Source organism: Litchfieldella rifensis (assembly GCF_042646605.1).
Taxonomy (GTDB): domain Bacteria; phylum Pseudomonadota; class Gammaproteobacteria; order Pseudomonadales; family Halomonadaceae; genus Litchfieldella; species Litchfieldella rifensis.
On sequence record NZ_JBHRUG010000019.1, the window covers coordinates 331146 to 351529 of the forward strand.

Annotated in this window: 17 protein-coding genes and 1 pseudogene; 14 read left to right on the forward strand and 4 right to left on the reverse strand. The window is 59.8% G+C overall.

The features are described 5' to 3' along the window. The first annotated feature begins 82 nt into the window (after positions 1-82). The 3 genes from ACFOEV_RS10890 to ACFOEV_RS10900 are packed head-to-tail and all read left to right on the forward strand — an operon-like array spanning position 83 to position 2958. A complete protein-coding gene (locus ACFOEV_RS10890) occupies positions 83-1561 on the forward strand; it encodes a mannitol dehydrogenase family protein (RefSeq protein WP_386773762.1) in 1479 nt (492 codons plus the stop codon). A 12-nt stretch (positions 1562-1573) separates the two neighbouring features. Next, complete coding sequence (gene uxuA, locus ACFOEV_RS10895; RefSeq protein WP_386773764.1) at positions 1574-2749, forward strand: mannonate dehydratase; 1176 nt, start codon at positions 1574-1576, stop codon at positions 2747-2749. 38 nt (positions 2750-2787) lie between these two features. Then, positions 2788-2958, forward strand: coding sequence for a hypothetical protein (locus ACFOEV_RS10900; RefSeq protein WP_386773766.1), 171 nt, complete (start codon positions 2788-2790; stop codon positions 2956-2958). 51 nt (positions 2959-3009) lie between these two features. Here the strand turns inward: ACFOEV_RS10900 and ACFOEV_RS10905 are convergent, their stop codons facing one another. Then, positions 3010-3945 (reverse strand): LysR family transcriptional regulator, encoded by a 936-nt coding sequence (locus ACFOEV_RS10905; RefSeq protein WP_386773767.1) that lies wholly within the window; start codon positions 3943-3945, stop codon positions 3010-3012. A gap of 237 nt (positions 3946-4182) precedes the next feature. Here ACFOEV_RS10905 and ACFOEV_RS10910 point away from each other — a divergent pair, with 237 nt between their 5' ends. The 6 genes from ACFOEV_RS10910 (at position 4183) to ACFOEV_RS10935 (ending at position 10646) form a co-directional block, all read left to right on the forward strand. Beyond that, positions 4183-5217 carry a GlxA family transcriptional regulator gene (locus tag ACFOEV_RS10910; protein ID WP_386773769.1) on the forward strand — a complete coding sequence of 345 codons (1035 nt, stop codon included), beginning with the start codon at positions 4183-4185 and terminating at the stop codon, positions 5215-5217. 191 nt (positions 5218-5408) lie between these two features. Continuing rightward, positions 5409-6299 (forward strand): 4-hydroxy-tetrahydrodipicolinate synthase, encoded by an 891-nt coding sequence (gene dapA / locus ACFOEV_RS10915; protein WP_386773771.1) that lies wholly within the window; start codon positions 5409-5411, stop codon positions 6297-6299. A 247-nt stretch (positions 6300-6546) separates the two neighbouring features. Next, positions 6547-7620, forward strand: coding sequence for a TRAP transporter substrate-binding protein DctP (gene dctP, locus ACFOEV_RS10920; RefSeq protein WP_386773773.1), 1074 nt, complete (start codon positions 6547-6549; stop codon positions 7618-7620). A gap of 76 nt (positions 7621-7696) precedes the next feature. Next, positions 7697-8218 (forward strand): TRAP transporter small permease, encoded by a 522-nt coding sequence (locus ACFOEV_RS10925; RefSeq protein WP_386773775.1) that lies wholly within the window; start codon positions 7697-7699, stop codon positions 8216-8218. A 45-nt stretch (positions 8219-8263) separates the two neighbouring features. Beyond that, positions 8264-9562: a TRAP transporter large permease gene (locus ACFOEV_RS10930; protein WP_386773777.1), complete on the forward strand. Its 1299-nt coding sequence runs from the start codon at positions 8264-8266 to the stop codon at positions 9560-9562. 91 nt (positions 9563-9653) lie between these two features. Then, positions 9654-10646, forward strand: a complete 993-nt coding sequence (locus ACFOEV_RS10935; protein ID WP_386773779.1) for an Ldh family oxidoreductase — start codon at positions 9654-9656, stop codon at positions 10644-10646. A gap of 33 nt (positions 10647-10679) precedes the next feature. Here ACFOEV_RS10935 and ACFOEV_RS10940 read toward each other — a convergent pair whose 3' ends face one another. Continuing rightward, positions 10680-11732 carry a proline racemase family protein gene (locus ACFOEV_RS10940; protein ID WP_386773781.1) on the reverse strand — a complete coding sequence of 351 codons (1053 nt, stop codon included), beginning with the start codon at positions 11730-11732 and terminating at the stop codon, positions 10680-10682. A gap of 449 nt (positions 11733-12181) precedes the next feature. Here ACFOEV_RS10940 and ACFOEV_RS10945 point away from each other — a divergent pair, with 449 nt between their 5' ends. The 5 genes and pseudogenes from ACFOEV_RS10945 (at position 12182) to ACFOEV_RS10965 (ending at position 17449) form a co-directional block, all read left to right on the forward strand. After that, the gene (locus ACFOEV_RS10945; protein WP_386773783.1) at positions 12182-13072 is read left to right on the forward strand and encodes a dihydrodipicolinate synthase family protein; all 891 of its coding nucleotides are present in this window, start codon (positions 12182-12184) and stop codon (positions 13070-13072) included. 24 nt (positions 13073-13096) lie between these two features. Further along, entirely contained in the window at positions 13097-14425 is a 1329-nt protein-coding gene (locus ACFOEV_RS10950) for an NAD(P)/FAD-dependent oxidoreductase (protein ID WP_386773785.1), read from the forward strand. A 25-nt stretch (positions 14426-14450) separates the two neighbouring features. Beyond that, the gene (locus ACFOEV_RS10955; RefSeq protein ID WP_386773787.1) at positions 14451-15956 is read left to right on the forward strand and encodes an aldehyde dehydrogenase; all 1506 of its coding nucleotides are present in this window, start codon (positions 14451-14453) and stop codon (positions 15954-15956) included. 126 nt (positions 15957-16082) lie between these two features. Next, positions 16083-16370, forward strand: a pseudogene (gene glnQ, locus ACFOEV_RS10960) (glutamine ABC transporter ATP-binding protein GlnQ); the annotation flags it as partial. 32 nt (positions 16371-16402) lie between these two features. Next, entirely contained in the window at positions 16403-17449 is a 1047-nt protein-coding gene (locus tag ACFOEV_RS10965; protein WP_386773789.1) for a trans-3-hydroxy-L-proline dehydratase, read from the forward strand. Positions 17450-17648: 199 nt separating this feature from the next. On the opposite strand, the gene ACFOEV_RS10970 is transcribed toward ACFOEV_RS10965, so the two are convergent. Both ACFOEV_RS10970 and ACFOEV_RS10975 read right to left on the reverse strand, forming a co-directional pair. Continuing rightward, the gene (locus tag ACFOEV_RS10970) at positions 17649-18257 is read right to left on the reverse strand and encodes a dimethylsulfonioproprionate lyase family protein (protein WP_386773791.1); all 609 of its coding nucleotides are present in this window, start codon (positions 18255-18257) and stop codon (positions 17649-17651) included. A 39-nt stretch (positions 18258-18296) separates the two neighbouring features. Continuing rightward, positions 18297-20333, reverse strand: coding sequence for an oxidoreductase (locus ACFOEV_RS10975; RefSeq protein ID WP_386773793.1), 2037 nt, complete (start codon positions 20331-20333; stop codon positions 18297-18299). Positions 20334-20384 lie beyond the last annotated feature (51 nt).

Genomic DNA, 20384 nt, shown 5'->3' on the forward strand with positions numbered 1-20384 from the left:
TCCCCGATATGCGGCGGTTTCGGCACTCCGCCGACCGTTCGACAATGTAATGCGTCTGTGAAATCAGGACAGGGAGACTACGATGAGTGCTATCCAGCGCTTGCCGGCGGCCGAGGCGAGCGGCCGCGTCGGCATCGTCCATCTGGGACTCGGTGCCTTCCACCGCGCCCACCAGGCGGTCTACCTGGAGCGTTATCGCCAGCGTACCGGTGACACGGGCTGGGGGCTGTGCAGCGCCAACCTGCGCTCCAACGTGGCGCTGGTCGATGGATTGCACGCAGCCGGCTATCGCTATCATGTCGCCGAGTATGCCGACAGTGAGCATGTCACCTTGCGCGAGATCGGCGTCATCGAGGACGTCATGTTCAGTGGGCGCGACGAAATGGGGCGCTGGGGGCGCGATCGCGAGGCCCTGCTGGCGCGAATGACCGACGACGCGGTGCGCATCGTCACCCTGACGGTGACCGAGAAGGGTTATTTCCTGAGCCCTGCCGGCGGCCAGCTGCTGCGCAGCGATCCGGCCATTGCCGCCGATATCGACAACCCGCAGACACCGCGCACTGCCCCGGGGTTGCTGGTCGAGGCCCTTGCGCGGCGCCGCGCGGCGGGCTTGGCCCCGTTCACGGTGCTGAGCTGCGACAACATGCCCGACAACGGCAAGCGCACCCGGGCCGCGGTGACGCAATTGGCGGCGTGCCGCGATGTGGAGCTTGCCGAGTGGATCGAGCGCGAGGTGGCCTTTCCCTGCAGCATGGTCGATCGCATCGTGCCGGCCATGACCGAGGCCGATTTCGACCGGTTGGCCGAACTGGGTGTCGAGGATCCCAATGCCGTGGTCAGCGAGGCCTTCTCGCAATGGGTGGTCGAGGACGATTTCCCGCTCGGGCGCCCCGACTGGGAAGAGGACGGTGTGGAGATGGTCGCCGACGTGGCGCCCTTCGAGACCATGAAGCTGCGCATGCTCAACGGCAGCCATTCGCTGCTGGCCTATCTGGGGGCATTGGCGGGCATCGAGACCGTTTTCGAGGCCATCAATCGCGAGGACTTGGTAAGTCTGTTGCGCCGCTATATGCTCGAGGAAGCGGCACCGACCCTGAACATGCCTGCGGGGACCGATCTCGAGGTCTATGCTGAACAACTGTTGGCGCGCTTCGCCAATGACAGCCTGCGCCATCGGCTGCAGCAGATCGCCATGGACGGTTCCCAGAAGCTGCCCCAGCGCTGGTTACACGGCGCCCTGGCGCGTCTCGAGGCTGGCGGCGAAGTGCCCTGCACGGCGTTGGGCCTGGCGGCCTGGATCCGCTACACCGCCGGCCGTGATCAGGAGGGCAGGCCCTACAAGGTGGACGATCCGCTGGCGACCACGTTTGCCGCTCTGCATGAGGAGCATGGCGAGTCGGCCGAGCGGCTGGTCGAGGCGTTCCTGGCCATGGAGGCGGTGTTCCCGCCGACACTGGCCAAACGGCCTGGCGTAGCCGAAGCGGTGACGATGGCCTATCGAACGTTGACGAAAGAGGGGCTGGCGAGCGCCTTGCAACATATCGAACATCCGTCAGCTTAGGAGAGAACTTGTATGGAACCTACCTGGCGCTGGTTCGGCCCCGACGACCCCATCTCCCTGGAGGAGATTCGCCAGACCGGGGCCACCGGCATCGTCACCGCGCTGCACGAGATACCCAACGGCGAGGTGTGGCCGGTCGAGGCGATCGCCGAGCGCAAGCGCCTGATCGAGGCCAGTGGCCTCACCTGGTCGGTGGTGGAGAGCGTGCCGGTACACGAGGATATCAAGAAGCGCTGCAATCACTATCCGACCTACATCGCCAACTACTGCCAGACACTGCGTAACCTGGCGGCCTGCGGCATCGATATCGTCTGCTACAACTTCATGCCGGTGCTGGACTGGACGCGCACCGACCTGACGTGGCGGTTGCCGAATGGCGGCCTGGCCTTGAGCTTCGACCAGACCGCCTTTGCCGCCTTCGATCTCTACCTGCTCCAACGCCCCGGGGCCGAGCAGGATTATGATGATGCCGAGAAGACCGAGGCGTGGCGCTATCTGGACGACCTGGATGAGGTCGCACGTCAGCGGCTGGTCAATAACATCATTGCCGGCCTGCCCGGTGCCGAGGAGCACTATACCCTGCCGCAATTTCGCGAAGTGCTGGCGGAATATGATGACATAGATGCCGACCGCCTGCGCGAGCATTTGGGGCAGTTCCTTGCCGCCATCGTGCCGGTCGCCGAAGAGGTTGGTGTCCGTTTGGCCATTCACCCCGACGATCCGCCGCGCCCACTGCTCGGTCTGCCGCGGGTGGTCTCGAGCCCCGAGGATGCCCAGTGGATTCTCGATACCGAACCGAGTCCAGCCAATGGCCTGACCCTGTGCACCGGCTCCTATGGGGTCAGCGAACATATCGACCTGGTCGAGATGGCCCGGCGCTTCGGCCCCAGCATCTACTTCGCCCACTTGCGCTCGACGCTGCGTGAGGCATCGGATCCCCGCACCTTCCATGAAGCCGACCATCTGGGTGGCGACGTCGATATGGTCGGCGTGATCCAGGCGCTGGTGAAGGAGGAGCGCCGCCGCGAACGCGAGGGTGGCCCGCGCCTGCCGCTACGCCCGGATCATGGCCACCACATCCTCGACGATCAGCACCGCGACACCCGCCCCGGCTATCCACTCTACGGGCGCCTGAAAGGGCTGGCCGAGTTGCGTGGGGTGGAACTGGCGGTCAGGCGGTTGGCATAGACGTCGAAGACACGGCGGCACGCCATCGCAGCTTCACCTTGGCCCCCAAAGCGCTGTATGACTGCACCCTATCGTCGCTGGAGGACGCCGACCAGGACTGGATGAGCTGGCAACAATGGTTCACCCTGGTGGCGCGACGGCGCGGGGCTCGTGCCTTCCGCGAATGGCTGCTCGATACGGTGCCCAGGGGGTCGGTGATCTGGGCCTGACGTGAGGGGCCGGCGTCTAGCGCGTCGCCCGCCGGCCAGAGCCTAAAGGCCTCAGGTGATTGTCGGCACGCCGCTTTGATCCATGAACCAGTCGCGGAAGCGGCCCAATGCCTCGTCGTCCTCCTTGTCCTCGCGGTAGGCCAGGTAATGGTGCGTGTCCTCCAGTACGACCTTCTGTTCGACCGGCCTGACCAGTAGGTCTTGATCGACCAGCGGTCCGATGAGGTGGTCCCAGCCGAGGGCCACTCCCTGGTCATTGAGTACCATCTGCACCAACATGTTGTAGTCGTTGGCATTGAAGTAATGAAGGCTGTCCCGGGAACGGCTCTCGATGTCGATATCATGGATGGCCAGCCAGACCCCCCAGTCCACATGCTCGGCCACCTGCGAGCGGCCATAGGGGCTGAGGTTCAACAGCACGCCATCTCGCAGTCCTTCAAGGCTGCGTATCTCGGGATGCTGCTCGAGGTAACGCGGGGTGCAGATCGGATAAATGATATCGTGGAACAGGGGATGACTGTGGTATCCCTCTCGCACCTTGGCCATCTTGGTGATGAAGATATCGGGTAGCACGCCGGGCTCCATGGAGAGGAAATTCTGGGTCGTGATCAGGTTGAGGTCGATATCCGGGTTGGCACTGAAGAAGCTCGGCAGCCGACGCGACATCCACAGTGCCGAGAAAGCGGGAGAGCAGCAGAGTGTGAGGACGCGCTTACTGGTGTTGCCGTGGTACTGACGAATACGCTCCGCGGCCTGGGCGATATTGATGAACGACAGTTGTGCCGCATCGAAGAAGATCGAGCCAGCCTTGGTCAGTTCTATTGACCGCCCCGTACGCTTGAACAACTCGGTGCCCAGGTAGCTCTCGAGCTCACGGATCTGCCGGCTGATGGCCGCCTGGGTGACGCACAGTGCCTCGGCAGCTCGGGTGAAGTTCTGATACTTGGCCGCCGCCACAAAGGATCTCACCGCACGTAGCGATGGCATCTTGAGCAGCCTCTGATCAGGATCGGTGTGGGTTGTCATAATGAGAAGTTATCAACATCCTGGAAAAAAAGTCGATGTCGGGGTTAATCGGCCGGTACATAGACTACGGATCATGGAAAAGACGTCGCACCCGCATCTTTCAGGTTATCCAAAAGCGACACAGAGCAACAGCCGTAATTCGCCCTGAGTCATTGATGCATGCTTGACATGCAAGGTTGTCGGGCCTCCCGGAGTGACATGATGCGCGCCTCCTTCAAGAGCTTGTTGAAACGCAAGAACATGGCACACCTCAACGCGGGGGAAGATTCAAGGTTGCAGCCTCCGCAGCGACGAGTGGCGTTCGTGCTCTTGGATAACTTCTCTTTGATGGCCTTCGCCGGGGCGGTGGATGCCTTGGTAACCGCCAACCTGATGACTCGGGAGCCGCTGGTCGAGGTGCTGGTGGTCGGTGCATCGCGCGATTTGGTCGTTAGCGATCTGGACACCGCCATCTCGACGGATTGCCAGTTATCGGCGCTGCAGGGGCAACAGTTGGACCTGCTCATCATGTGCGGTGGTTTCCGTGTGCGCTTGCAGAGCTCGCCATTGCTCCGCTCCACGCTACGCGGCTTCGATGCCGCAGGCACGACCTTGGGAGGGCTGTGGAACGGCTCCTTCTTTCTTGCCGATGCGGGAGTGCTGGATGGCCACGACTGTGCCATACATCCCGATTCCCGTGCCATGCTGCTCGAGTCGTTTCCCGGCGTAAGCCTGTCCAGGCATTCCTATGTGCTGGACAGGAAACGGATCAGTTGCGCCGGTGCCAATAGCTCGCTGTCCATGATGCTGGACTGGTTGAGACGTGATCATGACCCGAGCTTTGTCGATGCGGTCGAGGAAATACTCAATTGTGACAAGGCCCAGGAGGTGATGGATGTTTCCGTCCTGAGCCTCGATCGTGATCCTACCCTGCCGCAGACCCTGAAACTGGCACTGGAGCTGATGCATAACAATATCGACGAACCGCTCTCGGTGGACGAGATAGCCCGCTGGGTCAATATCTCCCGTCGTCAACTCGAACGGCTCTTCTGTCGTTATGTCGATGCCTCCCCGTCCCGCTACTATATTGAGCTCCGCGTGACTTACGCTCGACAATTGCTGCAGCAGACCAACAAGTCCATTGCCGATATCGCGGTGGCCAGTGGCTTTACCAGTATTACCCACTTCCGTCATTGCTTCCGCCAATTCTTTGATGTCGCCCCCGCGAAGTTCCGAAGGCAGCGCCAGTCCTGACGTCTTTGGCCGTAAGGATTAAGCATTCCAGATCGACCTGGCGGCATCGCATGCCGCTTTGCTACGAAGGTATGACCATAACGTCTGGTCATGATTTGCTGGGATTAAATGTTGCTTTTTCGGGGTGAAATTGCCCGTTTACCATCGTTTTACTGATCAAACCCTCCAGCAAACAATCACAAGGTGATTTCATGAACTTCGATGGTATCTGGACACCCGTCGTAACCCCTTTCGCCCAGGATGGCGTCATCCAGCTCGACACGCTGAAGAATGTGGTCGACACGCTGATCGACCAAGGGGTACATGGCCTGATCATCGGCGGCACGACCGGTGAGTACTATGCCCTTAGCAAGGAAGAGCGCAAGCAGGTTTTCGACGCCGTGGCAGGCCATGCCAAGGGTCGTATCCCGATCATGGCGGGTATCAATGCCACCACGACCGAGGACAGCCTGGAGCTTGGCCAGTATGCCAAGGCAGCCGGTTTCGATGCCATTCTCGTGGCGGCTCCCTATTATTGCCAGCCGACCCAGGACGAGCTGCTGACCCATGTCCGTCGTGTCGATGATGCTCTCGACATGCCGATCATGCTCTACAACTTTCCCGACCGTACCGGCACCCCGATGAGCCTCGAGTTTATCGAGGCCCTACGCGAGCGTCCGAACTTCCAGGCGATCAAAGAAAGCACCGGCTCGATCGAGCGGATGCATGCGCTGGCGACCGAGTTCCGTGACCAGCTGCAACTGAGTTGCGGCATGGACGATCAGATTCTGGAGTTCTTCGTCTGGGGTGCTCGGAGCTGGGTCTGCGGTGCTTCCAACTTCCTGGCCCCCGAGCATGTGGCGCTGTACAAGGCCTGTGTCGTCGATCAGGACTTCGTTGCCGGCCGCGAGATTGCCACCCGCCTGTTGCCAATGCTGAACCTGCTCGAGCAGGGCGGGAAGTTCTGCCAGTACATCAAGTACGGCTGTGAGCTTGCGGGGCTGCCTGTGGAGCCTGCACGGGCCCCGCTGCTACCGCTAAACGACGAAGAGAAGGCCAGCTTCCAGCGCACCTATGATGCCCTGGTTCAACATCGCGACTGACATCCAGCGCTGGAGATTCGCCCCATACAGTTGACATGCCATTTCCTGCCCCAGAACGACGGGCGTTGTGGCTGGTGCTCGCCAATGGCGAACATCAGCATGTGGCGGTGAATGTCTGCTCATAAGTCATGGCAGCGATAACCTCAGGTTATGTTTTGCACTGAAGAAAAGTCGTTTCCATTATCTCCGCCACAGTAATAACTTGAATACATGCTTGAATACTTGTTTGGCCATGGCCAGGCAAGAGATGGATTCCAACTACAATAGTTCGCTTGGAGAAGGTGTTATGACATTAAAAAGCTCAATAAAAGTTGGCTCAAGTATGGCCGCAGTATCGGTTATCGCCGCTCTTGGTTTCTCGGCTTCCACTTGGGCAAGCGATGAGGAATTAAAGCTTACGATGGCAACGGAGTCAGGTGACCGGGAATCGCCCCAAGGCCTGGCAGTAAAAAGAATCTCTGATATTGTCGAAGAGCAATCCGACGGCAGAATTACCATCAATGTCTTCTATCAGGGGGAGATCGGTGGGCCTCAGGAGCTTTTTGATCAGTTGGTCAGAGGCAACATCGACCTCTTTCTGGGTTGGCCTCAAACGTCCTACGATGAGCGGCTTGGCGTACTAACGCTGCCCTATCTGACCTTGGGTTGGGATGAAGCACTGGATGCCTATGGCAAGGATGGCTGGATCTCGGAGGTCATTGATCCCATCCTTTCGGATATTGGTCTGGAATATCTGGGGCCCTTTCCGGAAGGCTTTGGCGGTATAGCCACAGCGGATACCTATGCCACTAACTACGAGGAAGCGCAGGAGAAGGGGATCAAGCTCCGGTCACAGCCCATCTTCCCGCTGCCTCAAACGATACAGGCCATGGGGTTCCAGGCCGTCCCCATCGACTGGTCCGAAGTCTACACGTCCATTCAAACCGGGGTCGTCGATGGCGATTCGAGTAATGTAATTTACTGGGACTATACCTATTTCAACGACCTGCTCGACTATTTCGTTCACTCCAAACATAACTTCTCTTTCTATACTTTCCTGATGAACCAGGATTCCTGGAATGCACTCGACGAAGAAGATCGCGGGATCATCGCGGATGCCGTGGAAGTTGTCGTCAATGAGCAGTTCGAGAATGCCAAAGCCGAGGATGAGAAGTGGATTCAGAAGGCTCAGGAAGATGGCATGGAATATATCGAGCCGTCCGATGAAGAAATGAAAGATTGGATCGAACGGGTACGCGAGACAGTGTGGGTCGAAGCAGAGGAGTCCCTGGGAGAGGATGTCATGGGCGCCGTCCGCGAGCATGCATCGGAACCAAAGTAAATATACCTGCCGGGTGACATGGAGTGGCCCTTGGTAGTGAGGGCCACTCTATGTTCGATACCTCTGGGGTGACATCATGAAAATTATTATGGATTACTTAGCCCGCATCGATAATGCGCTCGCGTTTATTATAAAGGTTGCCGTTACGGTGCTGGGCCTTTTCATTTCTTTTGCCATGGTGGGCGGCATAGTATTCAGGGCGCTGCTTGGCGTGCAGGTATTCGGCCTGGAGGAGCTGGTGTTGATGGCCGCTATGTGGCTGTACATGCTCGGGGCGGCCTTGGCCTCGCGGGAGCGGTCCCATCTCAGTGCCGATTTCTTTCAAGCCTTTTCCGATAACGAGGCCTTGCACGACACAATGAGGCTTATTGCCACAACCCTGTCGGTAGTGATGGCGGCTTTTTTCGTTAACTGGAGCTACAGCCTTTTTTCCTGGGGTTTCGAGAAGGGGCAAGTCACGCCGGTGTTCGGTATTCCGCAGTACCTTTCGCAAGGAAGTCTCCTCGTTGCGAGCATTCTGTTGTTGCTCTACGTGCTCCGGGACTTCATTCATGATATCAGCAAGCTATTCAGAAAAGCTAAAGCTGTAGCCCAATAAGACGTCTCTCCTCAAGAGACTTCCTGACAATAATCGGAGAAACATATGGGTGCCTTGTTAGCGATAGGTGCAGTCATACTGTTAATGATCATAGGCGTGCCGGTCGTATTCTCGTTCGCCGCCATGACTCTCGTACTCTCGTTCGCTTATGATGTCGATATATCGTCACTAATGACAACGGGTTTTTGGTCCATCAATTCCATTATCCTGCTGGCCCTCCCGCTATTTATCATGACCGGGTATTTGATGCAGTCAGGGGGGATTGCGGCCAGGCTCATACGCTTTGTCGAGGCAATCGTCGGCTCGTCCCGTAGCGGGATGGGGACCTCAATGGTGATGGCCTGTGGCGTCTTCGGAGCCATTTCGGGGACGGCCTCGGCCGCGGTAGCCTCGATTGGCACCATCATGATCGACCCGATGGAAAAACACGGCTACAGCCGTCCGTATTCCACCGCTCTGGTCGGGATATCTTCGCTGCTCGGCCTGCTGATTCCGCCCAGTATCACCATGATCCTGTACGCGGTGGTGACCCGGCAATCCGTCGCGGCCGTGTTCTTGGCTACCATCGGGCCGGGTATTTTGCTGATCGTATTTCTGTGCGTGATCAATGCTATCAAGATGCGCAAGAATCCCGCCTACAGCCCAGAGACGCTCACACTGAGTAACCGGTTCCGGAATATCGGCAGTACCGGCTGGAAGGCCTTCCCTGCATTGATGCTCCCGGTCATCATCCTGGGGGGCATCTACGGTGGCGTCTTCACCCCCACCGAGGCGGCCGCCATCGCCGTCGTCTATGCCATTCCCGTCGGACTGTTTGTTTATCGTGACCTCAACCTGAAGGCCCTGGCACAGAGTTTCATCCATGCCGCCACGACCACCGGCGTCATTATGATCATTCTGCTCTTTTCCTTCGTGGCTAGTCGTATCTTCACCTTCGAGCGAGTGCCGCAGGAGCTGACCGAGCTGTTGCTCGAGGTGTTCCAGAACAAGCTGCTGATTCTCCTCATGGTCAATATCTTCCTGATCTTGATGGGGATGATCATGGATGACGTGAGTGTCGTGGCCATCCTCAGCCCGCTGCTGTTGCCGGTCATGGAGAGCATCGGCATCCATCCGGTGCATTTTGCCGCCATCGTGGGCACCAGTGTCGTCATCGGTTGCAATAGCCCGCCCATGGCTCCCATCCTGTTCATGAGCTGTCGGATCGGCAAGGTCGGGATGTCGCAGGTCCTTCGGCCCGCCTTCAGCTTCATGCTGCTTGGCGCTCTGCCTGTGATGCTGATCACGACCTACTGGCCGTCCCTGTCGCTCTTCCTGCCAAGGCTGCTCGGATACGTGAATTAATCAGTTCCTGTGAACGTATCAGTATCGAGCCCCGCTCCTTCCGGGAACGGCAGCGAAAAATCAACATCAAGAACATGAGAGGTATCTTTACTTGGGTCAGCAGACGCTTTCCGCCCACGATGCAGAGAAATTGGCTGAACAGGCCTGTCTCGCCGCAGGCGCCAACCATGCCACCGCGCGTTCCCTGGCAAGGGCGACGGTTTCGGCTGCGCTTTTCGGACGCCCCGGTGTCGGATTCCCGCATCTTCTGGATTATCTCTCCAGTTTCCGTGCGGGACGCATCAACGGAGAAGCCGAGCCGAAAATTACTTCGCCCTTGCCCGCCATCATCCACTCGGATGCGGATGGAGGCATTGCGCAGCTCGGCTTCGACCAGGCAATGCCAACGCTTGTCGAAAGAACTCGGAAACTGGGCGTTACGATCTTCACCCAAGGCAACAGCTATACCACCGGTGAACTGGGCTACTACGTTCGCCGTCTTGCCCTGGAAGGCGTGATCGCCTTTGCCGTGTCCAACAGTCCGGCCGTGGTGGCGGGCTCACCCGGCGGCAAGATCGTTTTTGGCACCAACCCGATGGCGTTTGCCGCGCCCCTGGCCAATGTTAACGCGCCACTTATCATTGACCAGGCGTCCAGTGCAACAGCGTTTGTCAACCTGATAAAGGCGGCGGAAGAAGGGCGCAAGATTCCCGAAGGCTGGGCAATCGACGAGAAGGGTGATGTGACCACCGATGCGGCGGCCGGCCTGCGCGGTGCGCTTTTGGCATTCGGCGGCACGAAAGGCGCGAACGTGGCGCTGATGGTCGAGTGCCTCGCGGCCGGATTGTCCGGTGCCTCATGGTCGCTCGATATGCCGGATTTCCAGGGTGGAGACCAGGTGATCGACGCCGGGATGACGATCATTGCGATCCTGCCCACCGTTATTGAGGACCGCTTTTCCACCCGCCTGACCCAGCAGCTTGACCGAATCGCCGAACGGGGTGCTTATGTGCCCGGTCGCCGCTCCGTGCGAAATGGCACTTCGGATAAGGACCAAATTGCAATCGATACTTCGGTGCTTGAGAAGATCCGCCGCTCCTTGTGAGCGGCGGATGGGGTGTGTACCTCGCCCTTGTCTTCAGGCCCAGATGTCCTGCACGCAAAATCCTTCTGTGAATGGATCATCATTATCCAACACATAGGTATTGATCCCATAGATCCAACTTGTTCCGGTGATAGTCGGTATTACCGCTGTTTTCTCACCAACTTTCGTTTCCTCGACAAGCCTCCCCGTAAACACGTTGCCAAGGATCCCCTGGTGGCGAAAATCCTTATTCAACGGAAGCTCCCCCTTGGCATGAAGAACCGCCATTTTTGCGCATGTTCCCGTTCCGCATGGGCATCGGTCGAGGGCGCCTGTCCAGGTACTTGGTTTGTCCCAATCAAAATCACCAGACGCCACTGTCACCGCGTTCTTCCAATCGGCATTTGGGCTACTTGCCGGCCCGGAAAGTTGTGATATCGTGATGCCAACCCTAGGGTAGTCAGGGTGTTCGACAGGCAATTGTTCAATAGCTGCCTGCCTGATCATGGCCGAAATCCGTGCTATCTCCGCGCCATGCTCGGGTATTAGTTCCACTCCGGGAAACTGCCGGGCGTCCGCAATAACATAGAACATCCCACCCCATCCCACATCCACTGTCACCTTGCCGAGATGGGGAACCTCTATTTCTGTATCGAGGTAGGCCGCAAATGCCGGAACATTCTTGAAAGTGACGTTTTTCACCTTCCCATCTTTGCACTCAGCCCTGATACGAATCAGCCCAGCTGGCGCTTCTAAAATAAGCTCAGTAACGGGTTCTTGCATCGGTAGCATTCCCATTTCAAGCAGCACCGTCGCCACGGAAATGGTGTTGCCACCAGACATGACCGGATACTCGATCTGTTCCATGATCACATAGCCGGCATCAGCATCGGGGTGGCATGGGGGAACGATGACATTGCAGCAGAGAGGTGGATAACCACGAGGCTCACGCAGCATCAGCTTACGCAGCTGGTCGTCATTTTCTCTCAGCCATACCATCTTCTCATGCACCGTCTTACCGGGAATATTGGGAACACCACCAGTGACAACACGCATTGGTTCACCTGCGTGTGTGTCTATAGCATGAATTGTTCTTTTAAATGACATTTTCTCCCCCTTTAATCTTCATAAGAGCCGCCAATACAACTTCGATATGTTTCCTAGCAGCCCGCCTTGTTGTTGAACACAGGCAGGCTGGCCATGGCCACTGCTGCGGACCCAGCGGCCATGGCCAGGCCCCACCTTGCTGTGTACTGACAAAGCTAATGATGGATGTACAGTTTTGTCAATTATATATACATCAATGTACACAAGTAAAAGGATATTGGAAATCAGTTTCTCGCATATCAGAAGACAATTTTCTCCGCCGTCTCATTGAAAGCCAGGCGATTAAGTTCGACAAGAATCGCATGATGCAAACCATAACAACTGGTTATTGTTTGGTGGCAAAAAAGGTTTCTTTTGCGACTCCTTGTCGCTGTTTATTCTGAGTCCATGGCCGATGTGGCTGCCTCACAACATTCCATACAACTAATTCCATACAACCAGGTGACGATATGAACTTCGATGGTATCTGGACACCCGTCGTAACCCCTTTCGCCGAGGACGGCTCCATCCAGCTCGACACGCTGGGGAACGTGGTCGACACGCTGATCGACCAAGGGGTGCATGGCCTGATCATCGGCGGCACGACCGGCGAGTACTATGCTCTCAGCAAGGCAGAACGCAAGCAGGTCTTCGACTTCGTGGCCGGCCATGCCAAGGGCCGTATCCCGATCATGGCGGGCATCAATGCCACCACGACCGAGGACAGCCTGGAGCTTGGCGAGCATGCCAAGGCTGCCGGTTTCGATGCCATTCTCGTGGCGGCTCCCTATTATTGCCAGCCGACGCAGGAAGAGTTGCTGACCCATGTTTGTCGTGTCGACGATGCCCTCGACATGCCGATCATGCTCTACAACTTTCCCGACCGCACCGGCACCCCGATGAGCCTCGAGTTCATCGAGGCCCTACGCGAGCGTCCCAACTTCCAGGCGATCAAGGAAAGCACCGGCTCGATCGAGCGGATGCATGCGCTGGCGACCGAGTTCCGTGACCAGCTGCAACTGAGTTGCGGCATGGACGATCAGGTGCTGGAGTTCTTCGTCTGGGGCGCGCGCAGCTGGGTGGCGGGGGCCTCCAACTTCCTGGCCCCCGAGCACGTGGCGCTGTACCAGGCCTGTGTCGTCGACCAGGACTTCGTCGCCGGCCGCGAACTCGCTGTCCGCCTGCTACCGATGCTGAACCTGCTCGAGCAGGGCGGGAAGTTCTGTCAGTACATCAAGTACGGCTGTGAGCTGGCGGAGCTGCCTGTGGGGCCTGCACGGGCCCCGCTGCTACCGCTGAACGACGAAGAGAAGGCCAGCTTCCAGCGCACCTATGATGCCCTGGTTCAACATCGCGGCTGACATCCAGCGCTGGAGATTCGCCCCATGCAGTTGACATGCCATTTCCTGCCCCAGAACGACGGGCGTTGTGGCTGGTACGAGACACTGCCCCCGCCGCCCGCTTCGGCACCACTTCAAGGGGAAGTGAAGGCCGACTGGGTGGTGCTGGGGGCGGGACTGGCCGGCCTAGCCGCCGCTCGGCGGATGGCCGAGCTGCAGCCGAACGCCGCCATCGCCCTGGTGGATGCCCGGTGTGTCGGTTTCGGTGCCGCCGGGCGCAATTCCGGGTTCATGATCGATCTGCCGCATAACCTGAACTCACACGATTACACCGGTGATCGGAGCAACGATCTTGAGCAGATCCGCCTCAACCGGGGGGCGATCGACTACATGCGCGAAATCGTGCAGCGCCATGGTATCGACTGCGACTGGCGGGAACAGGGCAAGTTGCATGGGGCGGTCGAGCCTCATGGCCTCCGCGCGCTGGAGGCCTTCGCCAAGGGGCTCAGTGCTCTCGGCGAACCCTACCGCGAGCTCGACGCCCGAGCGATGAAGGCGGTGACCGGCACCGACTTCTATCACGCCGGCCTGCACACCCCCGGGTGTGTACAGGTCCAGCCGGCGGCGCTGGTACGTGGCCTCGGGGCCACTCTGCCGGAGAATGTCCGCCTCTACGAGGACAGCCCCGTCCGCGAGATCAACGTCGGCAAACCTCACACGCTGGTTACCGACACGGGGCGACTCAAGACCCCCCGGCTGGTGCTCGCCAATAACGCCTATGCCGCCCAGTTCGGTCAGCTCGGACTCAAGGGACGCCTCCTGCCCGTCTATACCTACGGCAGCCTGACCCGGCCCCTCAACGAGCAGGAGCGAGCGGACCTGGGCGGTGAGGAGAGCTGGGGGCTGATCCCGGCCGATCCAATGGGCACGACGGTGCGGCGCATGGGAGACGGGCGCATCTGCATCCGCAATTCCTTCACCTACAACCCCAGTGTCAGCACCAGTGAAAGCAGGCTGGAACGTGTGCGCGTCGTCCATCAACGCTCGTTCGACAGGCGCTTCCCCATGCTGCGGGGAGTCGAACTGGAATACACCTGGGGAGGCGCACTGTGCCTGACCCGCAACGGAGGCACGCCGTTCGGCGAGATCGCCCCCGGCGTCTACAGTGCCGTCTGCCAGAACGGACTGGGCCTGACGCGCGGCACGATCTCCGGAAAGTTGATCGCCGAGTACGCGCTCGGCCTCGAGAGCGAACTGCTCAATATCATGCTGGAACAGCCTAAACCGCAGCCAAATCCCCCCGAGCCACTGCTCGGTATGGGGGTGCGTTCAACCCTTGCCTGGAAGGAGTGGCAAGCCGGAACCGAACTCTGAACCAACCGACACGAGGAGAACAACAATGTCCGACAATCTGGCTCCGAACGCCATTGCGCGTCAGATCGAGCAACTCGAATATCGCAACCTGGCCTTTATCGACGGTCGCTTCGTTCCCGCGAGTTCAGGCGACACGTTCGACACCCTGAACCCGGCCACCGGAGAACTCCTGACCCGGGTAGCCGCCTGTGACGGCGCTGATGTGGACTTCGCCGTCCAGGCCGCCCGCCGGGCCTTCGAGGCCGGGGTCTGGTCGGGACTCGCGCCCGCCGAGCGCAAGGCCATCATGCAGCGCTTCGCTGACCTGATCGAGGCGAACTGCCTCGAACTGGCCGTCCTGGAAGCCCTGGAGGCGGGCAAGCCGATCGGCGAATGCTTCAACGTCGACATCCCCGATACCGCCAACACCATCCGCTGGCACGCCGAAGCCGCCGACAAGCTCTACGATGCCGTATCGCCGACCGCCAAGGACGTGGTGGCGACGATCAGCCGCGAGCCGATCGGGGTCGTCGGCGCCGTGCTGCCATGGAACTTCCCCGCCATGATGGCTGGCTGGAAACTGGGGCCGGCCCTGATCACCGGCAACAGCGTGGTGCTCAAGCCCGCCGAGCTGACCTCGCTCAGCACGCTGCGGCTCGCCGAGCTGGCCCATGAGGCCGGCATCCCGGCCGGCGTGTTGAACGTGGTGCCGGGGCTTGGTCATGTGGCCGGCAAGGCCATCGGCCTGCATCCCGACATCGACCTGGCCGCCTTCACCGGGTCCACCGAGGTGGGCCGGCGGTTCCTCGAGTACTCGGCGGCGAGCAATCTCAAGCGCGTGGTGCTGGAATGCGGGGGCAAGAATCCGCAGGTGGTCATGCCCGACGTGAGCGACCTCAAGACCGTGGCGAGCAATGTCCTGGCCGCCGCCTTCTGGAACATGGGGGAGAACTGCTCGGCGGGCTCGCGGCTGATCGTGCATCGCTCGGTGAAGGATGCGTTGGTCGACGAGATGCAGCGCCAGCTCGAGGAGGAGTGGGTCACGGGCGATCCCCTGGACCCCAATGTGCAGCTCGGTGCCCTGATCGAGAAAGATCACATGGACAAGGTGCTGGCCCATATCGAGCGGGCCAAGGCCGACGGGCTAAAGCTGATCACGGGCGGTAGCCGTCTCCGTGAAGAGAGCGGCGGCTACTTCGTCGCCCCGACCATCTTCGACGACGTGCCGAAGGATGCCGCGGTGGCGCGGGAGGAGATCTTCGGGCCGGTGCTGGCGGTCATTCCGTTCGACACCGAGGAGGAAGCCATCGCCATTGCCAACGATACCTGCTACGGCCTGGCGGCCTCGCTGTGGAGCGAAGACCTCAATACCGTGCATCGCATGGCTGCGGCGATTCGGGCCGGCACCGTTTCCGTCAATTGCTTCTCGGAAGGCGATATCACCACGCCATTCGGCGGGTACAAGCAATCCGGCTTCGGGGGACGGGACAAGTCGATCTATGCCCACGATCAGTACTGCGAGTTGAAGACGACCTGGATCCAGCTGTCCTGATCCAGCTATCCGTCGGTAACATGACAAGACCCTGACTCGCCATCCCCGGCCGCCGGCCGGGGATGGCGGTTTGCCCGTAGGAAGTGCCCCATGACCAGCTTCACCAGTTCCGGATAACTACACTTAGCCATTGCCCGCGCGTTGGCGATGGAGCCAGAGTACATGCTTTTTGACGAAGCAACGTCAGCTCTGGATCCCGAATTGGTTGGTGAAGTCCTGGATACCATACGCCTGCTGGCGGATGAAGGCATGACGATGATATGCGTTACCCACGACATGAGATTTGCCAAGGATGCCTCCGACCGTGTGGTGCATTTTCATCAAGGAATCCTGGAGGAGGTTGGGCCTCCGTCACAGATCTTTGGCAACCCAATGTCTGAACATACCAAGAGGTTTCTTTCCAAGACTCGCTGATTGTGAGCGGGGACTATACAAAAGGATAAGCTATGAGAAGCTCGAAGACGATTCACGTTATCTCATGCCACGCTGAAGGTGAAGTAGGCGATGTCATAGTGGGTGGGGTAGCACCACCGCCTGGTGAGACGCTGTGGGAGCAGCGAAGCTGGATCGACAAAGACCGGACCCTTCGCAACTTTGTTCTGAATGAACCACGTGGAGGGGTCTTCAGGCATGTCAATCTTCTGGTGCCACCAAAGCATCCAGAGGCACAGATGGCCTGGATCATCATGGAGCCGGAGGATACACCGCCCATGTCGGGATCGAACTCCATCTGTGTGTCCACCGTATTGCTCGACAGCGGCATCATTCCCATGCAAGAGCCGGTGACCGAGATGGTGCTGGAGGCGCCTGGCGGTCTTGTCAGGGTGCATGCCGAGTGTCGCAATGGAAAGGCGCAACGTATCACGGTTCAAAATGTTCCAGCGTTTGCCTGTGAGCTGGACAAGCCACTGAATGTGCCGGGCATCGGTAACATCCGTGTTGATACTGCCTATGGCGGCGACAGCTTCGTCGTCGTGGATGCTGAAGAACTTGGTTTCTCTTTGGAAGAGCACGAAGCCCGTGATTTGGCGGAGTTGGGTGTCCGGATCACCAATGCCGCCAATGAACAGTTGAAGTTCCATCACCCTGATAACCCGGAATGGACGCATTTTTCCTTCTGCTTATTCGCTGGCCCTCTGGAACGAGATGGCGACCGCCTCTCTGCACGCTCCGCAGTGTCGATCCAGCCTGGAAAGATCGACCGCTCACCCACCGGCACATCGGTCTCGGCCCGTATGGCCCTGCTGCATGCCCGGGGCGAGATGTCAGTCGGTGACTACTTTACCGGGCGCTCACTCATCGGCTCGGAATTCCATGGCAGGCTCGAAAGCGAGACCACGGTTGGAGGTCAGATGGCCATCATTCCCGAGATCTCCGGCCGCGGTTGGATCACGGGAGTCCATCAACATATGCTGGATCCCGATGATCCCTGGCCGGAAGGCTATCGACTGAGTGATACCTGGCCATCGTACAAGGAAAAGAGTTCTCACTAACCATCGGTATCGTTCCGGCCACAGCCAGCCTCCCATACACCGAGCATGTCGATGTATGGGATATCTCCGAGGAGAACGCGAAAACGTTCGTGGCCGAGCTCGAAAGCCAGGGGTTAGAAGCGACTGCGGCACCTTCCATCGTCGGAACGCCGCCCGGGCTGAAGCCACTCCTGCATTAACCGACGCGCCATCCCTGGTACTATTCGATAATCCGATCGACCCACAAGCACCAGATGGCAAATAGAGGCGCTTCGCGAGACTGCATGGCATGCGTGATTGCAGGTTCGTTATACAGAATTCCGCCCATTCCAGGCTCGAACCAAGCTCCTTCCCCCTGACGAAAATATCCGGATGACAGGACGAGATACACTTCCTCGGGACTGTGCCTATGATCCGGATATCGGACATGCGGCGCCATCAACGAGGCCCCTACCCACACATCATTGCGATCCTCGAGGCCGCCCGGCCCGGCAATCATCACATTCGCATGGCCATCCGCGAAGTTGTCACTTGCGGACAGTCCGGCCGTGCTGCGACGGCGCCAAGCGAGTGATGGTTCGAGAGCCTCGAAGGCCTTGGCGACCCGGGCCAGGGAGGGCGACGCCGCACGCACCGCTGCCAGAGCGTCGCCAAGATAGCCCGAAACGGGAAGTCTCGCCCCCTCGCCGGTTTTACACCGGGAGGGGCTTTCCAAGGCGGTGAAGATTTTCTCGATGGCCCGGGATGCCGCTGGAATCGAACGGTCTGCCGCCATTACCTCATGAACGCTATCGAGATAGTTCTGCAACGCATCGGGGCGAGTTTCCATGGGCGTCGTCTCCAACTCTGTTCCAGTCTGCTTTCGGCGTTACAGGTCCTTTACCAGCCGCAAGGCATCGTAAATGGCGGCATGGGTGTTGCGCGATGCGACGGCATCGCCGATCCGGAATAGCTGGAACCCATCCCCCGCGTGGCGAATGACGGTCTGGGGCCTGCCAACGATCAGGTCCTCGTAGTTTACCTCGCCGCCATTGCGGGAATGCGGCTTCAGCTCGAAATAGATGTCGGCCATCGGCGTGATGCCGTAGTTGACCACCACCTGGTCGATACGCCGCTCATGATCGAGGTCAAGGTAATCGCTGGTGATCTTGGCCAGCAGCTCGCTGTCATCCCGCTGCACGGACTTCAGCCGGTAGGTGGGCGTGAAGGTGACGTTGGGGCGCTGCAGGGAACGCATGTAGGGCACGAGGTTCATGGCCATGATTTCCGCCGAGAAGGTGCGGTCCGGCGTCATGATCTCGAGCTGGGCCCCGGTGGCGGCAATGATCTCCGCCGCCTGCATGGCGGCATGATCGCCGGCATCGTCGAACAACAGCACCTGCTTGCCCGGCGGTACGTGCCCGGACAGGATATCCCAGGTGTTGACCACCAGGTCGTGCCCCACCTCGGGCCGGTCTTCCAAGGGGTAGCCGCCGGTCGCCACGATCACCGCATCCGGCTTCTCGGCGAACACGTCCTCGACCTCGGCCCAGACGTTGTAGCGAATCTCGACGCCGAGCGCCTCGCAGCGCGCCAGACGCCAGTCGATGATGCCCATCATCTCGCGGCGGCGCTCGCTCTGTGCCGTGAGGCGCACTTGCCCGCCGGCATCGCTGGCGGCTTCCAGCACCACCACCGCATGCCCCCGCTCGCCGGCGACCCGGGCGGCCTCCAACCCCGCGGGCCCGGCGCCGATGATCACCACCCGGCGTTTTTGCGCTGCCTTGGGGATGGTGTGGGGCATGGTGGTTTCGCGCCCGGTGGCGGCGTTATGGATGCAGTAGGCGGCGCCCCCCTGGTAGATGCGATCGAGGCAGTAGTTGGCGCCGACACAGGGACGGATCTCCTCCTCGCGCCCCTCCATGATCTTGCGCACGATGTGCGGGTCGGCCATGTGGGCACGGGTCATGCCGATCATGTCGACCTTGCCCGAGGCGATGGCATAGCGGGCGGTGGCGACATCCTGGATCTTGGCGCCATGGAAGGTGGGAAAATCGACCTCGCGACGGATCTCGCCGGCAAAATCCAGGTGCGGAGCGCTGGGCATGCCCTGAATGGGGATCACGTCGGTGAGTCCCGGGTCGGTGTCGATATGCCCGCGGACCACGTTGAGGAAATCGACCAGCCCGCTGTCTTTGAGACGCCGTGAGATATCCATCCCGTCGCTGGCCGTCAGCCCGCCCGGCAGCATCTCGTCGCCGGTGTAGCGCACGCCGACGATGAACGCCTCACCGACCCGCTGGCGAATGGCACGCAGCACCTCAAAGGTAAAACGCAGCCGGTTGTCGAGATCCCCACCATAAGGCCCCTCGAGGGTATTGGTCAGCGGCGACCAGAACTGGTCCATCAGGTGGCCGTAGGCCTGCAGCTCGATGCCATCAAGGCCGGCTGCATGCATGCGCTCGGCGGCATCGGCGTAGTCCTTGATCAAGCGCTCGATATCCCAGTCCTCGACCTGCTTGGGAAAGGCGCGGTGGGACGCTTCGCGGCGGTGAGAGGGCGACACCGCCGGCAGCCAGTCGCCCTTGTCCCAGCGGGTGCGCCGGCCCAGGTGGGTCAGCTGGATCATCACCGCGGTGCCGTGCTCGTGGCAGGCGTCGGTCAGCTCGCGCATCCAGGGCACCACCTCATCCTTGTAGGCCAGGATGTTGTTGAACACCGGTGGGCTGTCCTTGGCCACCGCCGCCGAACCGGCCGTCATGGTCAGGCCAAGGCCGGCCTTGGCCCGCTCGACGTGGTAGGCACGGTAGAGCTCCTTGGGCATCCCGTCCTCAGGGTAAGCCGGCTCGTGGGCCGTCATCATGAGCCGGTTTTTCAAGGACAGATGCTTGAGCTGAAAGGGCTGCAGCAGCGGGTCGTTGGCCATGGCCAGGCCTCCTCGATCTTGTTGTGGTCTTGACAACGTTAGCGGCGGATG

What these genes read in the sequence shown, in the direction of transcription:
- ACFOEV_RS10890 (WP_386773762.1), top strand. Translation starts at nt 83, where the DNA reads ATGAGTGCTATCCAGCGCTTGCCGGCGGCCGAGGCGAGCGGCCGCGTC.
- uxuA (WP_386773764.1), top strand. Translation starts at nt 1,574, where the DNA reads ATGGAACCTACCTGGCGCTGGTTCGGCCCCGACGACCCCATCTCCCTG.
- ACFOEV_RS10905 (WP_386773767.1), bottom strand. Translation starts at nt 3,945, where the DNA reads ATGCCATCGCTACGTGCGGTGAGATCCTTTGTGGCGGCGGCCAAGTAT.
- ACFOEV_RS10910 (WP_386773769.1), top strand. Translation starts at nt 4,183, where the DNA reads ATGATGCGCGCCTCCTTCAAGAGCTTGTTGAAACGCAAGAACATGGCA.
- dapA (WP_386773771.1), top strand. Translation starts at nt 5,409, where the DNA reads ATGAACTTCGATGGTATCTGGACACCCGTCGTAACCCCTTTCGCCCAG.
- dctP (WP_386773773.1), top strand. Translation starts at nt 6,547, where the DNA reads ATGGATTCCAACTACAATAGTTCGCTTGGAGAAGGTGTTATGACATTA.
- ACFOEV_RS10925 (WP_386773775.1), top strand. Translation starts at nt 7,697, where the DNA reads ATGAAAATTATTATGGATTACTTAGCCCGCATCGATAATGCGCTCGCG.
- ACFOEV_RS10930 (WP_386773777.1), top strand. Translation starts at nt 8,264, where the DNA reads ATGGGTGCCTTGTTAGCGATAGGTGCAGTCATACTGTTAATGATCATA.
- ACFOEV_RS10940 (WP_386773781.1), bottom strand. Translation starts at nt 11,732, where the DNA reads ATGTCATTTAAAAGAACAATTCATGCTATAGACACACACGCAGGTGAA.
- ACFOEV_RS10945 (WP_386773783.1), top strand. Translation starts at nt 12,182, where the DNA reads ATGAACTTCGATGGTATCTGGACACCCGTCGTAACCCCTTTCGCCGAG.
- ACFOEV_RS10950 (WP_386773785.1), top strand. Translation starts at nt 13,097, where the DNA reads ATGCAGTTGACATGCCATTTCCTGCCCCAGAACGACGGGCGTTGTGGC.
- ACFOEV_RS10955 (WP_386773787.1), top strand. Translation starts at nt 14,451, where the DNA reads ATGTCCGACAATCTGGCTCCGAACGCCATTGCGCGTCAGATCGAGCAA.
- ACFOEV_RS10965 (WP_386773789.1), top strand. Translation starts at nt 16,403, where the DNA reads ATGAGAAGCTCGAAGACGATTCACGTTATCTCATGCCACGCTGAAGGT.
- ACFOEV_RS10970 (WP_386773791.1), bottom strand. Translation starts at nt 18,257, where the DNA reads ATGGAAACTCGCCCCGATGCGTTGCAGAACTATCTCGATAGCGTTCAT.
- ACFOEV_RS10975 (WP_386773793.1), bottom strand. Translation starts at nt 20,333, where the DNA reads ATGGCCAACGACCCGCTGCTGCAGCCCTTTCAGCTCAAGCATCTGTCC.